Annotated in this window: 16 protein-coding genes; 10 read left to right on the top strand and 6 right to left on the bottom strand. The window is 39.7% G+C overall.

The window, feature by feature from the left end; all coding sequences use genetic code 11:
- Positions 1-41: 41 nt before the first annotated feature.
- The 7 genes from serA (at position 42) to AU255_RS10385 (ending at position 7,462) form a co-directional block, all read left to right on the top strand.
- Complete coding sequence (gene serA, locus AU255_RS10420; RefSeq protein WP_080522807.1) at positions 42-1,625, top strand: phosphoglycerate dehydrogenase; 1,584 nt, start codon at positions 42-44, stop codon at positions 1,623-1,625.
- An 89-nt stretch (positions 1,626-1,714) separates the two neighbouring features.
- Complete coding sequence (locus AU255_RS10415; RefSeq protein ID WP_080522806.1) at positions 1,715-2,356, top strand: HAD-IB family phosphatase; 642 nt, start codon at positions 1,715-1,717, stop codon at positions 2,354-2,356.
- Between the two features lie 1,065 nt (positions 2,357-3,421).
- Positions 3,422-4,018 carry a hypothetical protein gene (locus tag AU255_RS10405; RefSeq protein ID WP_080522804.1) on the top strand — a complete coding sequence of 199 codons (597 nt, stop codon included), beginning with the start codon at positions 3,422-3,424 and terminating at the stop codon, positions 4,016-4,018.
- A gap of 27 nt (positions 4,019-4,045) precedes the next feature.
- Positions 4,046-4,696, top strand: coding sequence for a class I SAM-dependent methyltransferase (locus AU255_RS10400; protein WP_080522803.1), 651 nt, complete (start codon positions 4,046-4,048; stop codon positions 4,694-4,696).
- Between the two features lie 448 nt (positions 4,697-5,144).
- Positions 5,145-6,302 carry a Mur ligase family protein gene (locus tag AU255_RS10395; RefSeq protein ID WP_080522802.1) on the top strand — a complete coding sequence of 386 codons (1,158 nt, stop codon included), beginning with the start codon at positions 5,145-5,147 and terminating at the stop codon, positions 6,300-6,302.
- 315 nt (positions 6,303-6,617) lie between these two features.
- On the top strand, positions 6,618-6,875 hold the full coding sequence (locus AU255_RS10390; RefSeq protein ID WP_080522801.1) for a DUF1488 family protein: 258 nt from the start codon (positions 6,618-6,620) through the stop codon (positions 6,873-6,875).
- 23 nt (positions 6,876-6,898) lie between these two features.
- Positions 6,899-7,462: a hypothetical protein gene (locus AU255_RS10385; protein WP_080522800.1), complete on the top strand. Its 564-nt coding sequence runs from the start codon at positions 6,899-6,901 to the stop codon at positions 7,460-7,462.
- Positions 7,463-7,744: 282 nt separating this feature from the next.
- Here the strand turns inward: AU255_RS10385 and AU255_RS10380 are convergent, their stop codons facing one another.
- Together AU255_RS10380 and AU255_RS10375 are read right to left on the bottom strand one after the other, a co-directional pair.
- Positions 7,745-9,247 carry an FAD-binding oxidoreductase gene (locus tag AU255_RS10380; RefSeq protein WP_080522799.1) on the bottom strand — a complete coding sequence of 501 codons (1,503 nt, stop codon included), beginning with the start codon at positions 9,245-9,247 and terminating at the stop codon, positions 7,745-7,747.
- A 123-nt stretch (positions 9,248-9,370) separates the two neighbouring features.
- The gene (locus AU255_RS10375; RefSeq protein ID WP_080522798.1) at positions 9,371-11,344 is read right to left on the bottom strand and encodes a diguanylate cyclase; all 1,974 of its coding nucleotides are present in this window, start codon (positions 11,342-11,344) and stop codon (positions 9,371-9,373) included.
- 126 nt (positions 11,345-11,470) lie between these two features.
- On the opposite strand from AU255_RS10375, the gene AU255_RS10370 reads away from it, so the two are divergent.
- On the top strand, positions 11,471-12,115 hold the full coding sequence (locus tag AU255_RS10370) for an alpha/beta hydrolase family protein (RefSeq protein WP_080522797.1): 645 nt from the start codon (positions 11,471-11,473) through the stop codon (positions 12,113-12,115).
- Positions 12,116-12,551: 436 nt separating this feature from the next.
- Here AU255_RS10370 and AU255_RS10365 read toward each other — a convergent pair whose 3' ends face one another.
- The 4 genes from AU255_RS10365 to AU255_RS10350 form a co-directional block, all read right to left on the bottom strand.
- A complete protein-coding gene (locus AU255_RS10365) occupies positions 12,552-14,696 on the bottom strand; it encodes an AMP-binding protein (RefSeq protein ID WP_080522796.1) in 2,145 nt (714 codons plus the stop codon).
- 76 nt (positions 14,697-14,772) lie between these two features.
- Positions 14,773-15,756, bottom strand: a complete 984-nt coding sequence (locus tag AU255_RS10360) for a COX15/CtaA family protein (RefSeq protein WP_080522795.1) — start codon at positions 15,754-15,756, stop codon at positions 14,773-14,775.
- A 5-nt stretch (positions 15,757-15,761) separates the two neighbouring features.
- Positions 15,762-16,712, bottom strand: coding sequence for a CAF17-like 4Fe-4S cluster assembly/insertion protein YgfZ (gene ygfZ, locus AU255_RS10355; protein WP_080522794.1), 951 nt, complete (start codon positions 16,710-16,712; stop codon positions 15,762-15,764).
- A 392-nt stretch (positions 16,713-17,104) separates the two neighbouring features.
- Entirely contained in the window at positions 17,105-18,130 is a 1,026-nt protein-coding gene (locus AU255_RS10350; RefSeq protein WP_080522793.1) for a zinc-dependent alcohol dehydrogenase family protein, read from the bottom strand.
- 199 nt (positions 18,131-18,329) lie between these two features.
- Here AU255_RS10350 and AU255_RS10345 point away from each other — a divergent pair, with 199 nt between their 5' ends.
- A complete protein-coding gene (locus AU255_RS10345; RefSeq protein ID WP_080522792.1) occupies positions 18,330-19,031 on the top strand; it encodes a protein-L-isoaspartate(D-aspartate) O-methyltransferase in 702 nt (233 codons plus the stop codon).
- 9 nt (positions 19,032-19,040) lie between these two features.
- The gene (locus tag AU255_RS20095) at positions 19,041-19,181 is read left to right on the top strand and encodes a hypothetical protein (protein WP_158083100.1); all 141 of its coding nucleotides are present in this window, start codon (positions 19,041-19,043) and stop codon (positions 19,179-19,181) included.
- Positions 19,182-19,227 lie beyond the last annotated feature (46 nt).

Raw genomic sequence — 19,227 nt, 5'->3', positions numbered from 1 at the left:
ATAGCTTATTTAGTGTACTTAATTCGAGAAACGCGTTTAATATGAAAAAAATTCTTATATCCGATAAATTAGCTGACGCAGGGGTTAACTTCTTAATTGAACAAGAAGGCATACAAGTTCATATTGATACTGGTATGAGTCATGAGCAATTGTGCGAGACGATTGTTGATTATGACGCTTTATTAATCCGCAGTGATACTAAAGTTACCGATGAAGTGCTACGTGCCGGAAAAAACCTTAAATTAGTCGGACGTGCCGGAATAGGTGTGGATAATGTTGATATACCCGCTGCAACAGAGCAGGGGGTTATTGTCATGAATACACCAGATGCAAATGCGACTACCACAGCTGAACTGGCTATTGCGCACATGTTTTCCCTGAGTCGCAATTTACCTAAAGCTGATAAATCGATACGTGAAGGAAAATGGGAAAGATCTACATTAGTGGGTTCGGAAGTTTCACATAAGACTTTGGCTATTCTAGGCTTTGGTACGATTGGGCGTATTGTCGCACAGCGTGGAGCAGGGCTGAATATGCGCGTCATTGCTTATGATCCATTTGTAGCGCCCGATATTTTTGCTGATTGCGGTGCCGAATCGGTTGGCTTAGAGGAGTTAGTGCAACAGGCAGACTATTTAACATTACATTGCCCTCTATTAGAAAAAACACGTGGAGTTATTGGTCGAAAGCAACTGACAATGATGAAAAAATCAGCCATGATTATTAACTGTGCCCGTGGTGGACTCATTGATGAATCAGCATTATACGATGCTCTTAAAAATGGAGATATTGCGGGTGCAGCGCTTGATGTCTATGAACACGAGCCACCCAAAGATTCACCATTATTAGCATTAGATAACATCGTTTTTACGCCGCATTTAGGTGCATCTACCAGAGAAGCACAAGTGGCAGTGAGTGTTGAAATCGCCCGTCAGGCAGTGACCTTTTTAAAAACCGGGGAAGCAATTAATGCTTTGAATTTACCCCGTCTTTCTGCCGAAAAACTCAGAAAATCTCAACCATTCATGGGTTTAGCAACCAGGCTTGGTAAAGTGCTGGCTGGTTTAGCCACTAAACCTATAGAGGGCATTAAAGTCTCTCTTTTGGGGAAAGCTACAGAAGCAGAAGCGCGCTCAGTTTCAGTTGCAGCTTTAGTGGGCTTGTTAGAAAGCCATGTTTCTACACCAGTTAACAGTGTCAATGCAGAAAATATCGCCAAACGGCAGGGTATTACCTTAACAGAATCAAAAACTGAAAAGATTTCAGGTTATCTGGCATTAGTTAAATTGACCGCTTTTTACGGAGATGAAGAAATTAGTTTGGTTGGAACGTTATTAGGCGATAAACATCCACGCTTGGTGAATATTAATGAGTATGAAATCGAAGTAATTCCAGAGGGTGTTTTACTAGTGACGCAACATGCAGATAAGCCTGGCGTTATTGCTGCAATTAGCACGGTACTAGGTAAAGCTAATGTTAATATCTCACGTATGCAGGTCGGTGTCGCTGAAGATGGTCAGAATGCAATGGCTGTGATCAGTGTTTCTGAGAAATTAGATGAATCGGTGTTACAAGAGCTGTGTCAGGTAGGCGCTGTAAAAGCAGTGATACAAATAGAGCTATAACCTTAGTAGAGTGGTTATTATTCTGCTATTTCAAATTAATCACAGTAGGCTAAAGCCTGCTGTACAGAGTTTTTTTAAATGGGCCTAAGATGAGTTTTGATATTATTTGTTTTGATTGTGACAGTACTTTAAGTGAGATAGAGGGCATTGATGTTTTAGCTGAACGTGCTGGCTGTGGTACTGAAATGGCTGCATTAACCAATGCTGCCATGAATGGTGAAGTTTCTTTAGAATCGATTTATGCGCAGCGCTTGGCGTTGATCAAGCCTGATAAGAAAGGGATCGATTGGCTGGCTGATTTATATATCGAAAAAATGGTTCAGGGTGTAGCAGAAGTCTTTCAGAAATTACACCAGCAGGGTAAACAGGTACATATCATTAGTGGGGGGTTAAAACAGGCAATTTTGCCATTAGCAGCAAAATTAAATATTGATGCCAGCCACGTACATGCAGTTGAAGTTTTATTCGCTTGCAATGGCGATTATTTAGACTTCGATCAACTATCTCCTTTAGCGAGGAATGGCGGAAAAGCTGAAGTTTGTGCCCAATTAAATAAGACAGGTTTAAATCTAGCTATTGTAGGTGATGGCAATACCGATATGGAAGCCAAAAAAGCGGGTGCTTTTTGTATAGGTTTTGGCGGGGTGGTAGCGCGTAAAATTGTCCGGGATCAAGCGGATATATTTGTTGATAGCCCGGATTTGCAGGCCGTGTTACCGTATTTGTTGTAGGTAGCATAGCTCTTTTTTTCCAATACGGTAAAACAGGTTTAGCATTTTTAATTCAACGTAGTGAAGACCGCTTCCAAAGCATCAATAAAGTGTAGGTGGAAAGGTCAGATACTGGACGTTTTCTCAATTTGCTGAATTGAACAGGAAAGCAGGCCAGCTAGTGTTGGTAGGGCTTTGCCAAACTGTTAGCTCGCTATCCACACAGTCGACACTAAGGAACGAGAATTCAATAATGCCCGAGTCTGAATTGCCTTTTGACTCCACAGCCGCGCTAGAAAACCATTTGCGTAGCCTGCTATGCGCCTGCTTTCCTAACACACCTGTGAAGCTAAAATCCTGCGCCATACTTTCGGGTATTATTAAACCCCCGTTCCTATAAGGATTAAGTTCTCACTATTTTATAACCCGGAGATACTCTTCTAAAAAGAAGACCAGCCAACCAAAGTGTCGGCATACCCAAAGTACAGACTTTATTGAGCGGAATCATGTTACTTGATAAGCAGTTGATGGCCTACTTCTCTTAGAATAAATAACTCTGGTTCTAATACCACTACTTCCAATGAGTAAAATTTAAAATAATTCAAAAAGTTTTATGTTTTCGCTTATTTTAAAATTGACACCACATTGATAGTTGTAAGTCCTCATTGGACAGGACTTACAACTGACCAGTATAAGATAGAAATCATTCAATTTTTTTGTAGTAAAAGCCCCTGGATTACGCTTCCTCCTAAACCGTAGGTTAATATAAGTTTAATATTACTTATTCGAAACTTGAGTTTAATTTATGCTTGAAAAAATCGGGAAGATATTATAAATATCTAAATTACCCAATTAGGTGTATAGTAAAATAAATCCATGACCGGGCTGGCCCGCAAAGAACAGTTGCAATAGCGCACGGCTGGTAAAGATTTTATTCTAGTAACACTCTTTACTCCCTCCCCCTCATTGAATCTCTGTCGTCAGATACCTTTGCTATAGTTGATCTGTAACAAGCGACTTTCACACTATCGAATATGCCAGCAATGAAATTTAGTTGCATACAACGATTACAAGAAGGAATTATTCATGAGTGGAAAGCAACCATCAAATGACAATGTAGTTCAGCTTTTGATTCTTTTGATGCTTACGACTAGTATCCCTAGTCTTGTATTTGCAAAAGTCAATAATGAAGTGATGCCTGAAAATGCTCATGCCCAAACCTATGGGAGCGGATGGGAATGTAAATCTGGATATCAACAAAATGGTAATATTTGCGATGCTATTAAGGTGCCTGATAATGCGTACCTGACAAATTCACCTTTTGGAGATGGCTGGAAATGTAACCGGGGCTACCGAAAGGACGATAAAATTTGCGTTGTTATTATGATACCTGCCCATGCCTATTTGAATTCTAATGGCTATGATTGGCAATGTGATCGTGGTTTCAAATCTCAGAATAAAACTTGCGTTGCAGTAAAGATACCTGAGCACGGGTATTTCGTGCATTCTATTTATGGTGATGGGTGGGAATGCGAACGAGGATATTTGGCGAGAAAAGATATGTGCGTTCCCTTGATAGTTCCGAAGAATGCTCATATCGATTATTCCGGACATGATTGGGACTGCAATCCACCTTATGCTCAGTTAAATGATCAGTGTGAACTGCCCGCGTCGGATTACTAGCCGCATGTTTTTAAGAGTGTACAATTAATGTCTTTGTTACGAGTTTGTTATCAAACAATTGAATTTGGTGATGTCGATATTCATCTGCGAACGTTACGAGATAAACAACAATATCTCGATGTTGATGATATTGCCAAAAAACTTGGCATATCATCAGCCATCTGGTCATTATTCGGTGTTGTCTGGCAATCGAGTGAAGTGCTTGCTCATCTCCTGTTTGATTATAAAATTGCAGGAAAACGTATTTTGGAAGTCGGTTGTGGGATCGGTTTGACAAGTTTAATGCTGAACCATCGCCTGGCAAATATTACTGCTACAGACTATCATCCGGAAGCTGAACAGTTTTTGCTGGAAAATACGCTACTCAATAAAGCTAAAACCATACCTTTCGTGCGCACTGGATGGGGTGATAAAAAGAGCGGTTTAGGCAAGTTTGATCTAATTGTTGGTAGTGATTTACTGTATGAAGGCGATCATGTTGATCTATTATCCGGTTTCATTAATCTGCACGCAAAACCGCATTGTGAAGTAATCATTGTCGATCCTGGACGTAGTTATCATGCTCGATTCAGTAAAAAAATGATAACTTTGGGTTATTCGCATAGCCAAGGTAAGCCTGAGAACACAGAATATCTAACAGAGCCATTTCGCGGGCAAATTCTCCGCTATAAACGTTAATTGTTATGCATTTAACTAAATACGGGAGTGGTGTGATTACGCTACAACAATGTAGACACCGGAACTTAAAAAATAGGTAGTTTAAAATTTTGCCACTCGTCTCTCCAGGAACTTTTCAGCTAAAAGAGTGCCATAAAGGCAGCATCATAACTGATAATAGTTAAAAAACTATCATGGCAGCTAAAGCTAGCAATCTGAAATTTATAATTTCATATTCAAAAAAACAATAAGAGGCTACTCAATTAAAAACCTTGAAACACATAATTTAAAACAGTCTTATAACCATGTAAAAAAAGAGACTGAAAAAACAGCCCGTACACCTGAAACTCGTGTATCTAAAAGCCCACATATCTCATATAAAAAAGCTCAATCTTCTTCAGAGCTGATTAAGCTAAATTGTGATTATAATTTTGATTCCCAGCTACCTTCAAAGCGTGAAAGACTTTCGTTGAAAGGTCATCAAAGCAAAGTTCATATTACTAAAGGCTCGACATCCATAAAGTTAGATCCTGGCAGTCATCCTTCAAAGGATCTTTATGTTATTGGCATTACCGGAACTAGCGGAAAAACATCCGTTTCGTACTTAATTGGAGAAGTCCTAAAATCAGCAGGATACAAACCTTTTATATTAGGTGCATTGAACTCGGGCAATAAAGACCTATCCACACCAGAATCAGTTGATATTGTAAAGCAAATGAGGGAATACCTAGAACAAGGGGGAACTCATTTTATTATGGAAGTATCTTCTGAACAAATCGACCAAGACAGAATTTTAAATATTGATTTTAATATCAAATTACTGACTAATATTACTGAAGATCATCTGGATTACCAGAAAACGTTTGCCACATATCAACAGACAAAGTTAGGCTTTATGCGTGACGGCACTGCACATACAATTTATCCACAACACTTTAAAAAAGAACCGATATATTTTACAACTAAGCTTTTAGGGCACTTTAATCTTTTAAACATTAAGGCAGCAATGAATATACTTCGGCATATTAATATTTCCGAAAAGATTATTCAGGAAACTTTATCTTCCTGTTCTCCACCTAGAGGTTGCTTAGAAGCTGTTGATGCAGGGCAAGCCTTCACGGTCTTAGTTGATTATGCACATACACCTGATAGTCTTGATAATGTGTTAAAAACGCTGAAAAATATTGCTCTAAATCAACAAGGGCGGCTATTAGTACTTTTAGGTTGTAGTGGAAATCGAGATCCTGGACAGCGCGCCAAAATGGGAAAGATAGCCGGTAATATTGCAGATTTCTTGGTAATCACAGAAGATAACTGCAGCATGGAAGATAGCCAGCTAATTATGGGTGAAATCAAATCGGGGATAGGCTCGAATTTCGATCACTATGTGATGATTCAAAATAGAGCAAAGGCAATAGAATTTATTATTAATGATGCACAAGATAATGATGTTGTACTTCTAGCTGGAAAAGAACATGAAATTTATCAGGTTCTAAAGCCAGAAATGATTCATTTTGATGACAGGGAAGTAGCTTGCACAGCTATCTTAAATGAACTAAAACCTGGTATGGAAGCAATCCTTCCTGAGTTTTACAAAAAATATACATCAGGCTCTAGCAATGTATAGGCTAGTTAAAATTAAACCAGAAAAGCCCTCATTTTCAGCATACATTACCAATAGAATTCCAGATTATAGTGCATCAGCATCAGACACTAGATACTACATTGATCGTTGGTGAAATTTACAATGACAAATTAGACTCACGTTATTACATTCTCAATAAATTGGGCAAAGAGAGTATTTAAAGTGGAGCAGGATTGACTGATTAGAACGATACATATCTATCTATTTTTAAGGAGCTATACAAATGAAAATGAACGGTATAATAAATAAAAGTAAAAAATTTGCGGCATCTCAGGGCTCCCTGATTGAGAAGAAACTATGATTTCTTTTCCTAAACTTGAGAGCTGGAACGCCACAACTAAAGTTGCTACAATTGCAGCAACTTTAGATAAAAAAAGGATACTTTGCAGAATTCCCCTGAAAATTTTGCATAATAAATATGGCGCTACTGAAGATAACGCTATGCAATCAGTTAATCTTCATAGAGAAGTAATTCAGGACGCAGCGAGAGAGCTCATCGAAAATGGTCATTATGAAAAAGATGGTTCTGTACTTATCAGCCTGAGTAATCTTTGAAAATAAAACAATATAGGTAAATAATGTCAAAAATAAACGCAGAATTCATTCATTATACTTCAAGGCCCAAGTGGTTCAAAATCCGTGGCACAGTAATGATCTGTGTTGGCATTTTAATGGCTGTATTAAGCCTGATTTCACCTAATGTATACCTTCTGGGTGAAAATGCTTCATGGATTCCTGTTATTAGTTTAGTGGTATTAGTAGTAGGTATTTTTCGCTGTATCGATGCTTTGGCGTCAGAAACCGCACAAGGTTTTCTCTATAATATGCAGGGTGGAATATTAGATGTTGTGGTCGGCTTTTTGGTTTTTTTAAGTCCCGAAGGTGAAGCAGCTAATAATTTGAACCTTTTGATTGTTGGTTATATGCTTACTCAGGGCATATACCGAAATATTTTGTTATCCGTTGCAGAAATCCCTAACCCTTTTGCTAACAGATTGACGGGGTTAATTTCGATTTTACTCGGAATAATGATCTGGATTGATTGGCCTGCATCTCTATGGTTTATAGCATTTTCACTGAGCGTTGATATTAGTTTCCGAGGCTGGACTTTGGTTGTAATGGCATCTTCCACACATAAATAACCAGCGCTTGAAAGTAACTCTGATAACACAGCTGCTATTGAATGTAGGGATTTGAGAGGGCTTAAAGCGGAGGTTTTTTTCAGTTATACTCAACTGAAATAGGTGTCGGGCGTAATTCCGTTACCCTTTTCAACTTTTTTATTCTAAGAAATTAAGCATAATACACTGATCTTTTTATGAGCGCTGACAGTATGCCTGCAAAATGCAGATAAGTCGCTCGCGCTCACAAAGAATTAGTTTGCCTAATTTATATTGATGCATCTCTCTAAAATCAATACAAAATTAAGTTCTCGCTGCTCGCGATACCTTATCAAAAGGCTCAGGAAAAGCTTTTAAGGCACCGGTCTGCTCGCGTAATTTATCCAGTAAATGATGGTCAAACATTTCGCGCAATTCTTCACGTGTCTGATAAGTATCGGCATATAGAGCCTGAAAACCACCAATATCACGCATAAACGCTTCTAGTTTGCGCATCGTTTCTTTGGCATTAAAATTAGCGACGTTAGGCTCACCATAAATTCCGACATCAACAAACATTTGTTCATTGGCTAATGGGTTGACCATGCCTCGGATAGGTGTTTCAAATAAACGCATCGGACATAGCCATAAAGGATAAAAATCGACTTCCTGGTGAAAGTAGCTCAGCGATTTATCCAGAGTACTGATGGGTAATAAGAAATCCTGATCCATATGATGGGTATCATATAATTCATGAATCGCTGCTGACTCAGTTAGTTTTATTAAAGAAATTTCAGGCGGTGACATCCAGCCCAGCAGGTAGCGAAACCAGATGCTGTTACCAAAGGGGATGATTTGAGCCATTTCCCAGAAAAAAGACCGCGTATGTCGGTGATAATAATGACGCAATGGCACATATTCTTCCTGTTCTTTGTCTTGCTTCAAGATACTGCGCACATGCTCATAAAACCAGGGTTTCCAGAAGTTATTCAATGCATTTTTGGTATCCCCTGCGGGCACTTTATCGACAAAGTTACCCAGCATTAAGACACCTTCTTGTTCAGAATACATCAAGCCTTCTATGAAATCATACGCTTCATCAAAGGGTTTTAATGATTCTTCAGTAAAGCGCGCTACAAAAACTTGTTTGTCCTTATAAGGAATATATGTGATATGTACAAAATCTTTACTCGGTACAATTTTAATTTCCGCACAGACTAAAAAACCAAGAGAACCATATGACCAGGGAATCGCATAATAGAGTTCACTATTTTCTTCTTTAGAACATTTAACTAATTCGCCATTAGCTGTGACGATTTCCAGACTTTCACAAATATGCTGAAATAGACCATATTTGTGTGAACTGGATTCAATGCCAAAACCGTTAATTAATCCTCCGACAGTTAAAGCATCTAATTCAGGAACTACAGCCAAAGACCAGCCTAGAGGCTTTAACATCGCCGATATTTGCCCCATATTCGCCATAGGTTCAACGCGCACAGTGCCTTTTTCTTCATCAATTTCCAAAACATCCATTAAGCTGACATTAACCTGAAAATGAGTTTTTTTATAATTTCCCTGTTTCAGGGACATTGTTTGCCATCCAGGACGAGCTGTACACATGGGAATATTGCCGCCGGTTTTCTGTTGCCAGTCTTTGACTTGTTGCTGAACTTTGATTACTTTATCTGCATGTTTTTCCGGGGCGCTATTTAACCAGAATACCAGGCGATTTCGGGTGCCCATATACAGTTTAAAAAGCATCGAAGCAGGGAGAACAAAAAGAACAACAAATACCCCCCGATATTTGATCAAAAAATCCAGCATGAGTTTTATCCTTATTATTATTTTGTTGATAAGGTGATAGAAAATAGGTTCTTGAACTCTATTATCCTAAAAATTTAAGGTTTAGGCTATTACTGAGGAAGCAAAAATATACCAGATACAGAGCTATATCACGACCACGCAATTCCTACCTTTCTGCTTTGCTTGATACATTGCAGAATCAGCAGCACTAATCATTTTGGCATAGCTATCAAATTCTTGATGATATAGGCTGACGCCGATGCTTATGGTGATTTCATGTCCATTAAACTGTCTGCTAAGGATCTTTCCTTGTTGCTCAACTTCCAGTCTGATCCTCTCTGCATAGCTGTGTACCCCGTGCTTGTCAGTATTTTGCAGGATAAATACAAACTCATCTCCACCATAGCGGCCTATAAAATCACTTGGTCGAGTCAGGGAGCGCATGATCTGAGCAACCATTACCAGTGCTTCATCGCCAACTTGATGACCACAGGTATCATTAAAATTTTTGAAATAGTCAATGTCTATAAACCCGACTGCAATGTGACGTAGTTGTTGAAGACCTAATTTAAAGGTGCTGTTTATAAGCTCTGTTAGCATCCGATTATTTGATAAACCTGTGAGTGAATCAAGTTCTGCCCTGTTTTTTTCCTGCATAAAACATTGTGCATTTGCCAGTGCAATACCTAGTTCATGGATAATAGGTTCGATATGGTTGATGCATTCCGGCTCTATTGACCGGTAACTAGTGTGGTTATCAGCATAAAGCAGGGCCACAAGTCGCTCATTGCTTACGATTGGAAAAAACAAACATTCATCAATATTGAGAGGCTCAAGGAAAACTTTATTTTCAGGTTGATTGTTGCTAATAATCACAGCTTTACGTTCACGTAAACTTCTTAAATGAGTATTGGGTAATATATCTATCTTTATATTAAAATGTTGCAAGGAGCTATTATGCAGTGATTCCGGCCAGGTATATGTTGTTTCCAAATTACGTTGTTTTGGGTTTATATTCAACATGATTAGGCGGTCAAAATGAAAATCCTGCTGAATGGCTGCCAGGGTAGCAGGCACTATTTCATCTGGATTAAGGCTTCTGTGAGGGATGGTCAAACTGCTTACTGATATGTTACCTGCTAATAAATTAGACTGTGTATTTTGTGAACTGCATAAAATAGCGGATTGAACTAAAGCGGCCCGTAATTTATAGATATTTGGAAATTTTATATTAAAAATCGCGCAACTATCTTGCATTTCATTATCAGCAGTATTCAATAATTTCTGAATATTTATTTTTTTAATATCCAGCTGTTCTAAAACGTCAGGATGTAATACAGGCGTCTGCTTAACTGTATTTGAGCCTATGCCTTGTAAGCTGGCAATGTAGTCGGCCAGGCTGATGATGGCGATTTCGAGTTTACAATCGAGAAATTGACTATTATCGTCAGGCATAACATGGTGGCAGTAAACACTTGCAGTAATTTGTTTTGGTATATTCCATTGTTGACAGAAAACCAGGCCTATTTCAGCATGATTTAAACCAAAAAAAACATGTTCACTCTGAGGAGAGGGTTCAATATTGCCCTCACAGTGTCGGATAAAAGCGCTATAGTTGATCTTTGCATGTGTCTCCAGAATTATTTTGCCTATATCATGTAATAAACCAGCGCTATGTAGCACATCAGGGTCATCATGATTTAAGCTGGTAGCGATAATGCGTGCCAGTGTCGCGACAAATAAGCAATGTTGCCAAAAAAAAAGTTGCTCGAATTCGAAATTAGCTTTTTGATATATCAGTTTGTTGAAAATTAACTGGTTTAAAGCTATTTGTCTTACCTTTGAATCCCCTAGAATTTTAATTGCATGCTGAATCGATTTTATTTTTTGATTGGGTGAAAACACGACTGAATTAACACTGCTGAGTACTTTTTCAGCGAGAGAGGGTTCGCTTAATAATAATGTTGACAGTTCGGCTGCACGAGCAGTATTGTCAATTGTTAAACGTAATAGTTTAACAGCCAGGTATGGAATGATTTGTAGGTCGTCAACGTCACGTTTTAGTATGCAGTTTGCCGTTTGATGAAGCGTTGAATGGTGATTAGCATTATCGATCATGGGCAGTGCAAAAGAGACTTTGTTATGTTAAGTTAATCAGTACGCATATATCGTAGCATAACTCATATTGATATATTCTAGTTAGATTGAAACAACTGAGTTGGGCTGTTTATAAAGGATATTGGTATGAAAAAACTACTTTTAATTGTTAATCTTGTGCTATTCAGTGTTAATTTGTCTGCAAATGAAGTGCATTTTAGTACAAAAGATAATGCTACGATTTATGCCCATCTACAAAAACGTGGTTCTCATGCAGTTTTATTAGCACATGGCGCTATTTTTAATAAAGAAAGCTGGGGTGTATTTGAGCAACAGCTACTGGATAATAATTACACTGTCCTGGCGATAGATTTTAGAGGCTACGGTAAGTCTACAAAAGGTAGTCAATCAAGTGCTTTATATCAGGATATTTTAGCGGGAATACATTTTTTAAAGACCCAGTCTGACATCAGTGAAATATCGGTATTAGGTGCTAGCATGGGAGGCTCTGCGACTGCAAAGGCGAGTGTGTTTTCAGAGCCGGGCAGCATAAATCAACTGATTTTATTATCACCAGCGAGTGTATATCAAGCTGAGAAGCTAAAAGGAGATTTATTATTTATTGCCAGCGCAGATGAATATCTGGCCAAAGGACTTAAAGTCGCATATAACAAAGCCCCAAAGCCTAAAATGCTCAAATTAATTCCAGGTAGCGCCCATGCGCAGCATATCTTTAAAACATCACAGGCAGATGCTTTGACCAATATAATTCTAGATTTTCTGAAAAAGTAATATAGCCCTTTGATAAAGCAGTCTGTAGAGAGTAATAAAAAGAATAAATGTAATAAATGGATAGCAGGTAAATGCGCCTGATTTTCTTGTTAATATTGTAGGGAAACAAGGCAAAAAGTTAGAATATTAATATCATGTCTAATCTGTCTGATTTGTTAGTGAATATCAAAAAAATCAGGACGAATGTTCTTGTTAATAAAATACGGGTATGATAACAGAAAGTCTGTTACTACGCTCTACGAACTAATGTATCCAATGGTGTAGTATCATTCCTTTTATTAGTTTTCCCACTATTAATCAATAGGTGAATTCAACTCCGAACTGCATCTCTAGCATTAAAGCGGATTGATGCATAATATCTGTAAAAATACAATATAAGTAGTTTCATAGCAGGCGGACAGCTCTGTAGGTGATTATCATACCTGGCACGCCGTGATTATTTAAAATAATCCAGGGCTAATTCAGTTGCTTCAATATAATTAATTTTCCCGGTTGCAAGCACGGGCACATGCTCTGCAGTAATGATTTTTTTTGGTAAATTAATGCTCCCGACGCCTTTGGCCAGTGCAGCGAGGTCTTTACTGGTGGCATTTTTCTGAGTGGTAATAAGTACTAACTGTTCACCTTTTCTCTCTTCTGGAATACAGACTACTACGTGTTGTGCATCAGGCCAGATATCATTGATTAATTGTTCGGTAGCCGTTAAAGACACCATTTCACCGGCAATTTTTGCAAACCGTTTGCTACGCCCGCGAATGGAAATATATTGATCTGCATCGACATGCACTATGTCACCGGTATCATACCAGTCTTCACCATAAAGGGAGTAGGGCGGTACAAGCTGACCCGGATTATTTGCCAGCAAGTAGCCGCGCATAATATTTTCCCCATAAAGATGCAGTTTACCTGCATTTTCAATACCTGGAATTTCTTCGAGTTTGTATTGCATGCCCGGCATTAAGCGACCCACAGTGCCTGTTTTATAAAACATCGGAGTATTAACTGCAGCAACCGGGCTGGTTTCAGTCGCACCATAGCCTTCTAATATCCGGATGCCAAATTTGTCAGCCCACAATTGTCGGGTATTTTCATGCAGCTTTTCAGCGCCTGCAACCACATAGCGGATATTGTAAAAATCATAAGCATGGGCTTTTTTTCCGTAGGCAGCTAAAAATGTATTGGTGCCAAAGATAATAGTAGCGCTGGTTTCATAAGCCATTTCTGGAATAATGCTGTAATGCAATGGCGATGGGTAGAAAAAGGTAGTCATGCCATTCATGATGGGCAACATGGTACCGACAGTAAAACCAAAAGAATGAAACATCGGCAAAAAATTTAACACGGTATCCTGGGCATTAAAGTTAATGCGCGCAGAAACCTGTTTATGATTTGCCAGGATATTTTTATGTGACAATACCACACCTTTAGGTGCGCCTTCCGAGCCCGAAGTAAATAGCACTACAGCAGGGTTATCTGGGTTGGGTTCAACACGGGGATACCATAAGTCAGCTGTTTTAGCTTGTAGTAATGCACTTAGTTTATCAATAGTACCAATGTTTTTGGCTAAATCTTCCAGAAAGACAAGATTGATATTTTCTGACAATGTTTGTGCATCTTCAGCAAATTTTCCGAGTTCGATAAAACGACGTGATGTGAGGACGGTTTTAATTTTTGCCGTATGACAGGCTGAAAGCATGCCTGATGCACCCGTTGAGTAATTCAACATGGCTGGTGTGCGCTCATGCAATTGCAGGCCTAAAACAACATTCAGTGTTTTGCAATTATTGGGTAGATAAACACCGATATTTTCCCCTTTTTCGGTGATCCTGGTCAGTGCGTTACCTATCGCAATAGATCGAGTGATCAGTGTGTTATAGGATAAGGGAATCCTGTCTAAATCTTCGGCAACAGTGTGTTTGCCGCCATGTATTTTTTTAGCTTCCAGCAGCGCAGCAAATAGCGATTGTTTATAGTGACTGGTGGCAAATATCATATCGCTCATGATGTCAGTTAACACCAAACCGCTGGCATGACGGCGATCTTTTCCACGTAAATCCTTAGCAATTGAAATGTGCGTAGGGGGGAGAATTTGCAGGGTAATTTTAGGAAAAAAACGTAACCGGACAATATTATGTAAACGTGAAAAATGCGTATATTGCGCGCCTTCTATACGGATAGGGAGAATTGTTGCTCCGGATTTATCGGCAACCATTCCGGTACCGTCGTATATTTTCATCAATGAACCGGTAACAGTAATCCGGCCTTCGGGAAAAATAACTGTTTTACAGGGTTTTTGTAAGTAATGGATTAAATTTTTTAAAGAAATAGGGTGAGTCGGGTCCATAGGAAAAACCTGGGACAGACTCAGAAAAGGCTTTAACCACCAGCGTTCGGCAATATGACTATTAATTGCAAACGTAATATTGTCAGGTAAGAAAACACCCAGTAATAGGGGGTCTAAAAAGGAGGTATGATTGGCAATGATAAGTACGCGATCGCCTGCTTTGTTGTAATTCTCCAAGCCTTTTATTTCAATTTTATAAACAAAAGTCAACAGCCATTTTAAGAATTTTTTTAGCATCAGAGTCTCAGTATGTTGGATGAAAACAGCGCAGCGTATTCATCAGAAATAGGTAAGTAACCCGTATAAAATAATTTTACGGTATCACGGTTTGAGGTGTTGTTTTAGCTGCATAACTGATGCAGATAAAGATAAAAAACTGTACGCCAAATATTAAATTTGCCATCAATAAATGTATCGGCTGCGCTACTGGCGGCATACCTAAGCGGTCTAAAGATACGCCGGCAAGAATAGCGGTAATTATTAACCCGACCAGAACACAGGCGAGACGGAATAATAAGCTATTTTTATCAACAGATTGATACACTTTCCAGGCTAACCATAGATTGGTGAATAATATAACAGCAGAAAATGAGCGGTGTATGTAAAAAATTATCGGGAAGCTATCGCGCCAGTATTCGCGGTCTATATAGTTGTGATGCGTGGCAATTAAATCTACGGCTTCTCTGACCTGTGTTCCCATACCCACTTGTAACAAGGTAAAGCCCATAGCTACAAGCAAAACAGTTTTGAATTTAGCTGGTAATTCAGAGATATCAATCCGGCGTAATAAATCATTTTGCGAACGCGCAATGGCATAGATTAATAAGGCGACTATGAACAGAGCGAGTAGCATATGTGCAGTTATCATTAAGGGGTGCAAGTGTGTTTTTACCACCACAGAACCTAACCAGCCCTGAAAGCCGACTAACAGGAATACGGCTAAGGATAAATAAAACACCTGCTTATCTGTTTTCAGATAGGCGCGAGATGCCCAAAGGGTTAAAAAAATCAAAAAACCAATCGTAACGCCAGTAAGGCGGTTAAGGTATTCGGTCCAGGTTTTGATGACATTAAAGTCGGTATTGGCATAACCAACGGCATAAATTTCATGATAATTATCAGGTAATTCAGCTACGCTAGTCGGCGGAATCAGTTGGCCAAAGCAAGTAGGCCAGTCAGGACACCCCATGCCTGCGCCTGAAGCACGGACGATACCGCCTACTAATATAACAAAGTAGACTGCGAAAATTGTGAGTGTACCTAAGCGCCTGAAGCGGCGTGCAATTTCTGGGTTCATTAACGTTACTCGTGTTCCATAATGTGGCTTTGGTCGTGACTTATTACATTGAGCGTGATTTTATCGTGGCTTTGATTATTAAGCTGGAGAATTTTTGTTTCTGCAGCCTGGTCTTTGAGTACGACAAGTAGTTGAGTTACATTGTCATGCGCTGCGGCCAATACCACAGTGCCTAATACGGCATCCTGATCGTCGATAACCGTACAGCCAGGGACAATATCACGAGTAGTTAGACAGTGAGCCTGATACATGGCACGTTTATTTTTTCCTAAATAATGCGTACGGGCAACGATCTCCTGGCCGGTATAGCAACCTTTATTAAAGCTTATAGCGCCTAATTTATCCAGATTAAGCATTTGCGGGACAAATTCTTCACTGGTTTGTGCGTACAACCAGGGTATGCCTGCCTGAATATCCAGCCCCAACCAGGCACTTGAATTAACCAGGCTTAAAGGCTGCCGTTGTGTTATTTCAGACCAGAATAAGCGTGTTTCTTCAAGGTTGCCGATAAACAGGAAACCGTTATCAAGCTGAGGGTAAGTATATAAATTATCTTGCGGAGTTACTTCGATATTAGCGGTGCCGCTAATGCACAAATCATCACTATGATCGGTTAATTGCACGTCAGCACGCAAGACATACATTTGTAGTTTTTTTCTAACGCTATCAAGTAAATCGCAAGTGAGAATAAGCAGAAATGATTCTTGCCGCTTAATAACAATAAAGGTACTGATAGCACGGCCTTTGGCATTACAGTAAGCACCTAAAACGGGCCTGGATTCTGTTAATGCCTTAATATCGCAAGTAGTCTGCCCTTGTAAAAAACTGGCCGCATCTTTACCTGAAACCGTTAAAACTGCTAAATGTGTGAGAGGAGCTAATACAGCCTGCTTGTCGGGCGGAGTGTGGGTTAATAAATTCAGTGTATTCAGGTAAGCTATCCAGTCGGCATGCATAATATGTATTAGTCGTTAGTTTAAGCTAGTCGTAGCCAAAATATATTTGCGATATTATACATTAAGAGACTTTTGCACGAACTGCAAAATCTCCGCTCATATGGATATGAGATCCCTTAATAAGTACGCGCTTAAAATCATTTTGTGTACTTTTGTGTAAAGTTTCGTATAGAAAAATATTCAATATTTGATCGTAGTCTGCCAAATAAATTCGATCAATTAAGTGGTTCTGCATGGAGTATAGATAGTTATATCTCTATAAACCCTTGATTGGAATGCTCTGCTTTCCGGATGCCCCAAGTCATTTTGCAATATAAGATTTGTTCAGAAAAGGCAGGTATTCGTGTGCACGAAAATTCTGCGAATCGAATAGTGCCTATCAACAAACGAATTCATTCTATTTTCAGTACCTTGGCGCCACGAATCTTCTGATTCTTCAGCTCGAGCAATGCCTCGTTAGCCTGTTCCAATGCAAACACCTGAACTTCAGGTTTGAGTTCCATTGCAGCAGCCAGGTTGAGAAATTCGTTAACATCACGGCGGGTAATGTTAGCGACACTTTTTATTTCTTTCTCCTGCCAAAGATGCAGAGGATAATCCAGATCCAGTAAACTTTGTTTATCGCCTTCTTTACGAATCGCATTAATTACCAGTCTTCCTCCAGAATCCAGATTAGCCAATGCCTCAACTACGGGTTCCCATGCCGGTGTGGTATCAATAATACAATCCAGTTTACTCGGTGCCTTTTCTGTGGTATCTCCAGCCCATACAGCACCCAGGCTCAGGGCAAATGTCCTTTCTGCAGCATTTCTGGCAAAAACAAAAACTTCGCTGTTCGGATAGCTGTGTTTTACCATCTTTAAAACCAGATGCCCTGAAGCACCAAATCCGGTTAAACCGAGACGCTGTCCATTCTGTAATCCCGTTAAACATAATGATCGGTAACCAATTGCACCGGCACACAGTAAGGGAGCAGCGCATTCAGCAGAAAAGAATTTCGGTATTGCATAAGCGAAATGCGCTGCAACGACCATATATTGAGCATAGCCGCCATTGGCGTCACGCCCGGTTGCCTTAAAATCTCTACACAGGTTTTCATGGCCTGACAGACAAAACTTACATTTTCCACAGGCAGAAAAAATCCAGGCGACACCCACTCTGTCACCCGTTTTAAAAGTGGTAACCTTTGTACCTATAGCCTCAACCCGGCCAACCACTTGATGCCCGGGAACTACTGGTAATTTCGGGGGAGGGGTTCGTCCCTCAATTTCATCCAGTTCTGTATGACAGACACCACAAGTTGAGACTTTCAGTAAAATTTCGTTTTCGGCAGGAACGGGAACAGGGAGCTCCAGAATCTCAAGCGGAGTCTGATTTTCTTTAAGATTACAAAGATTTTTTAATACCATTGCTTTCATTTCGTCCACCTTTTTTTGATTTGCAGTAATATCTTTTTCTGATCTTCTAATGATTCTCTTCTTAAGGTCATTAGTAAAGCTTACATTTGAAAAAACTCTGCGTTATGATGGAATGCGTAATAGAAAATATCTTGAGTTAATTTAAATTCACCGGAGACACCGGCATTTAGAGTACCTATAGCATTACGGAGAATGATGCATGAACGATCTGCAACGCATGCTGGACGATATTGAAATGGAGTTCAAACTAACCCGTATGTACATAGGCAAAAATGCAATGGATACCAGGGTTAAGGCCGCTATTCAACAGGTTCCGAGGTATGAATTTATCCCTCGCGAGTTGCATTACCGTGCCTATGAAAACGGCCCGGTCCCCATCGGCTCTGGGCAGACCATTTCCCAACCTTATATAGTTGCCCTGATGAGCGACTTATTGAATACAAAACCTAGTGACAGTATTCTTGAAATCGGAACTGGTTCCGGTTATCAGACCGCTGTCTTGTCCCGTATGGTGCAACAGGTTTATAGTGTTGAAATTATAGAAAGTCTGGCTGCAAAGGCGCTCAATCGACTCAACAAACTAGGTTACACTAACATAAGCCTGCGCACAGGAGATGGTTATTTCGGTTGGCCAGAACATGCACCTTATGACGGCATTATAGTCACTGCCGCGGCCCCCTGTATTCCGCCTTCACTCATTGAACAGCTAAAAGTTGGAGCACGAATGGTTATCCCGCTTGGTTTCCCTAATAGTTATCAGGAGTTGATGCTTGTCGAAAAAAAGGCAAACGGCGAAATCGAGACCCAATCTATTCTTGGTGTCAGCTTTGTACCGCTCACCGGCAAACATGAAACAGATTGCGCCGATAATGTCCTTCCTGGCTCCCGCAAAATTCACTGAGCAAAGTCTATGTATGAAAATAACCATCCTGTGCCAACCGATATTGATCAACAAGTTGCCACAATAAAGCTGGCAGCTATGGGTATCAACATTGACTGCATAACGCCGGAGCAGATGACTTTTGTAACGTCCTGGAAAGAAGGTACATAGTCCTTAAAAATGAATTGCACTCGTTAGTTGAATCTAAGTATGCAAG

It is taken from the genome of Methyloprofundus sedimenti (assembly GCF_002072955.1).
In the GTDB taxonomy this organism is placed as follows: Bacteria; Pseudomonadota; Gammaproteobacteria; order Methylococcales; family Methylomonadaceae; genus Methyloprofundus; species Methyloprofundus sedimenti.
This window is presented reverse-complemented; position numbering and strand designations above follow the sequence as displayed.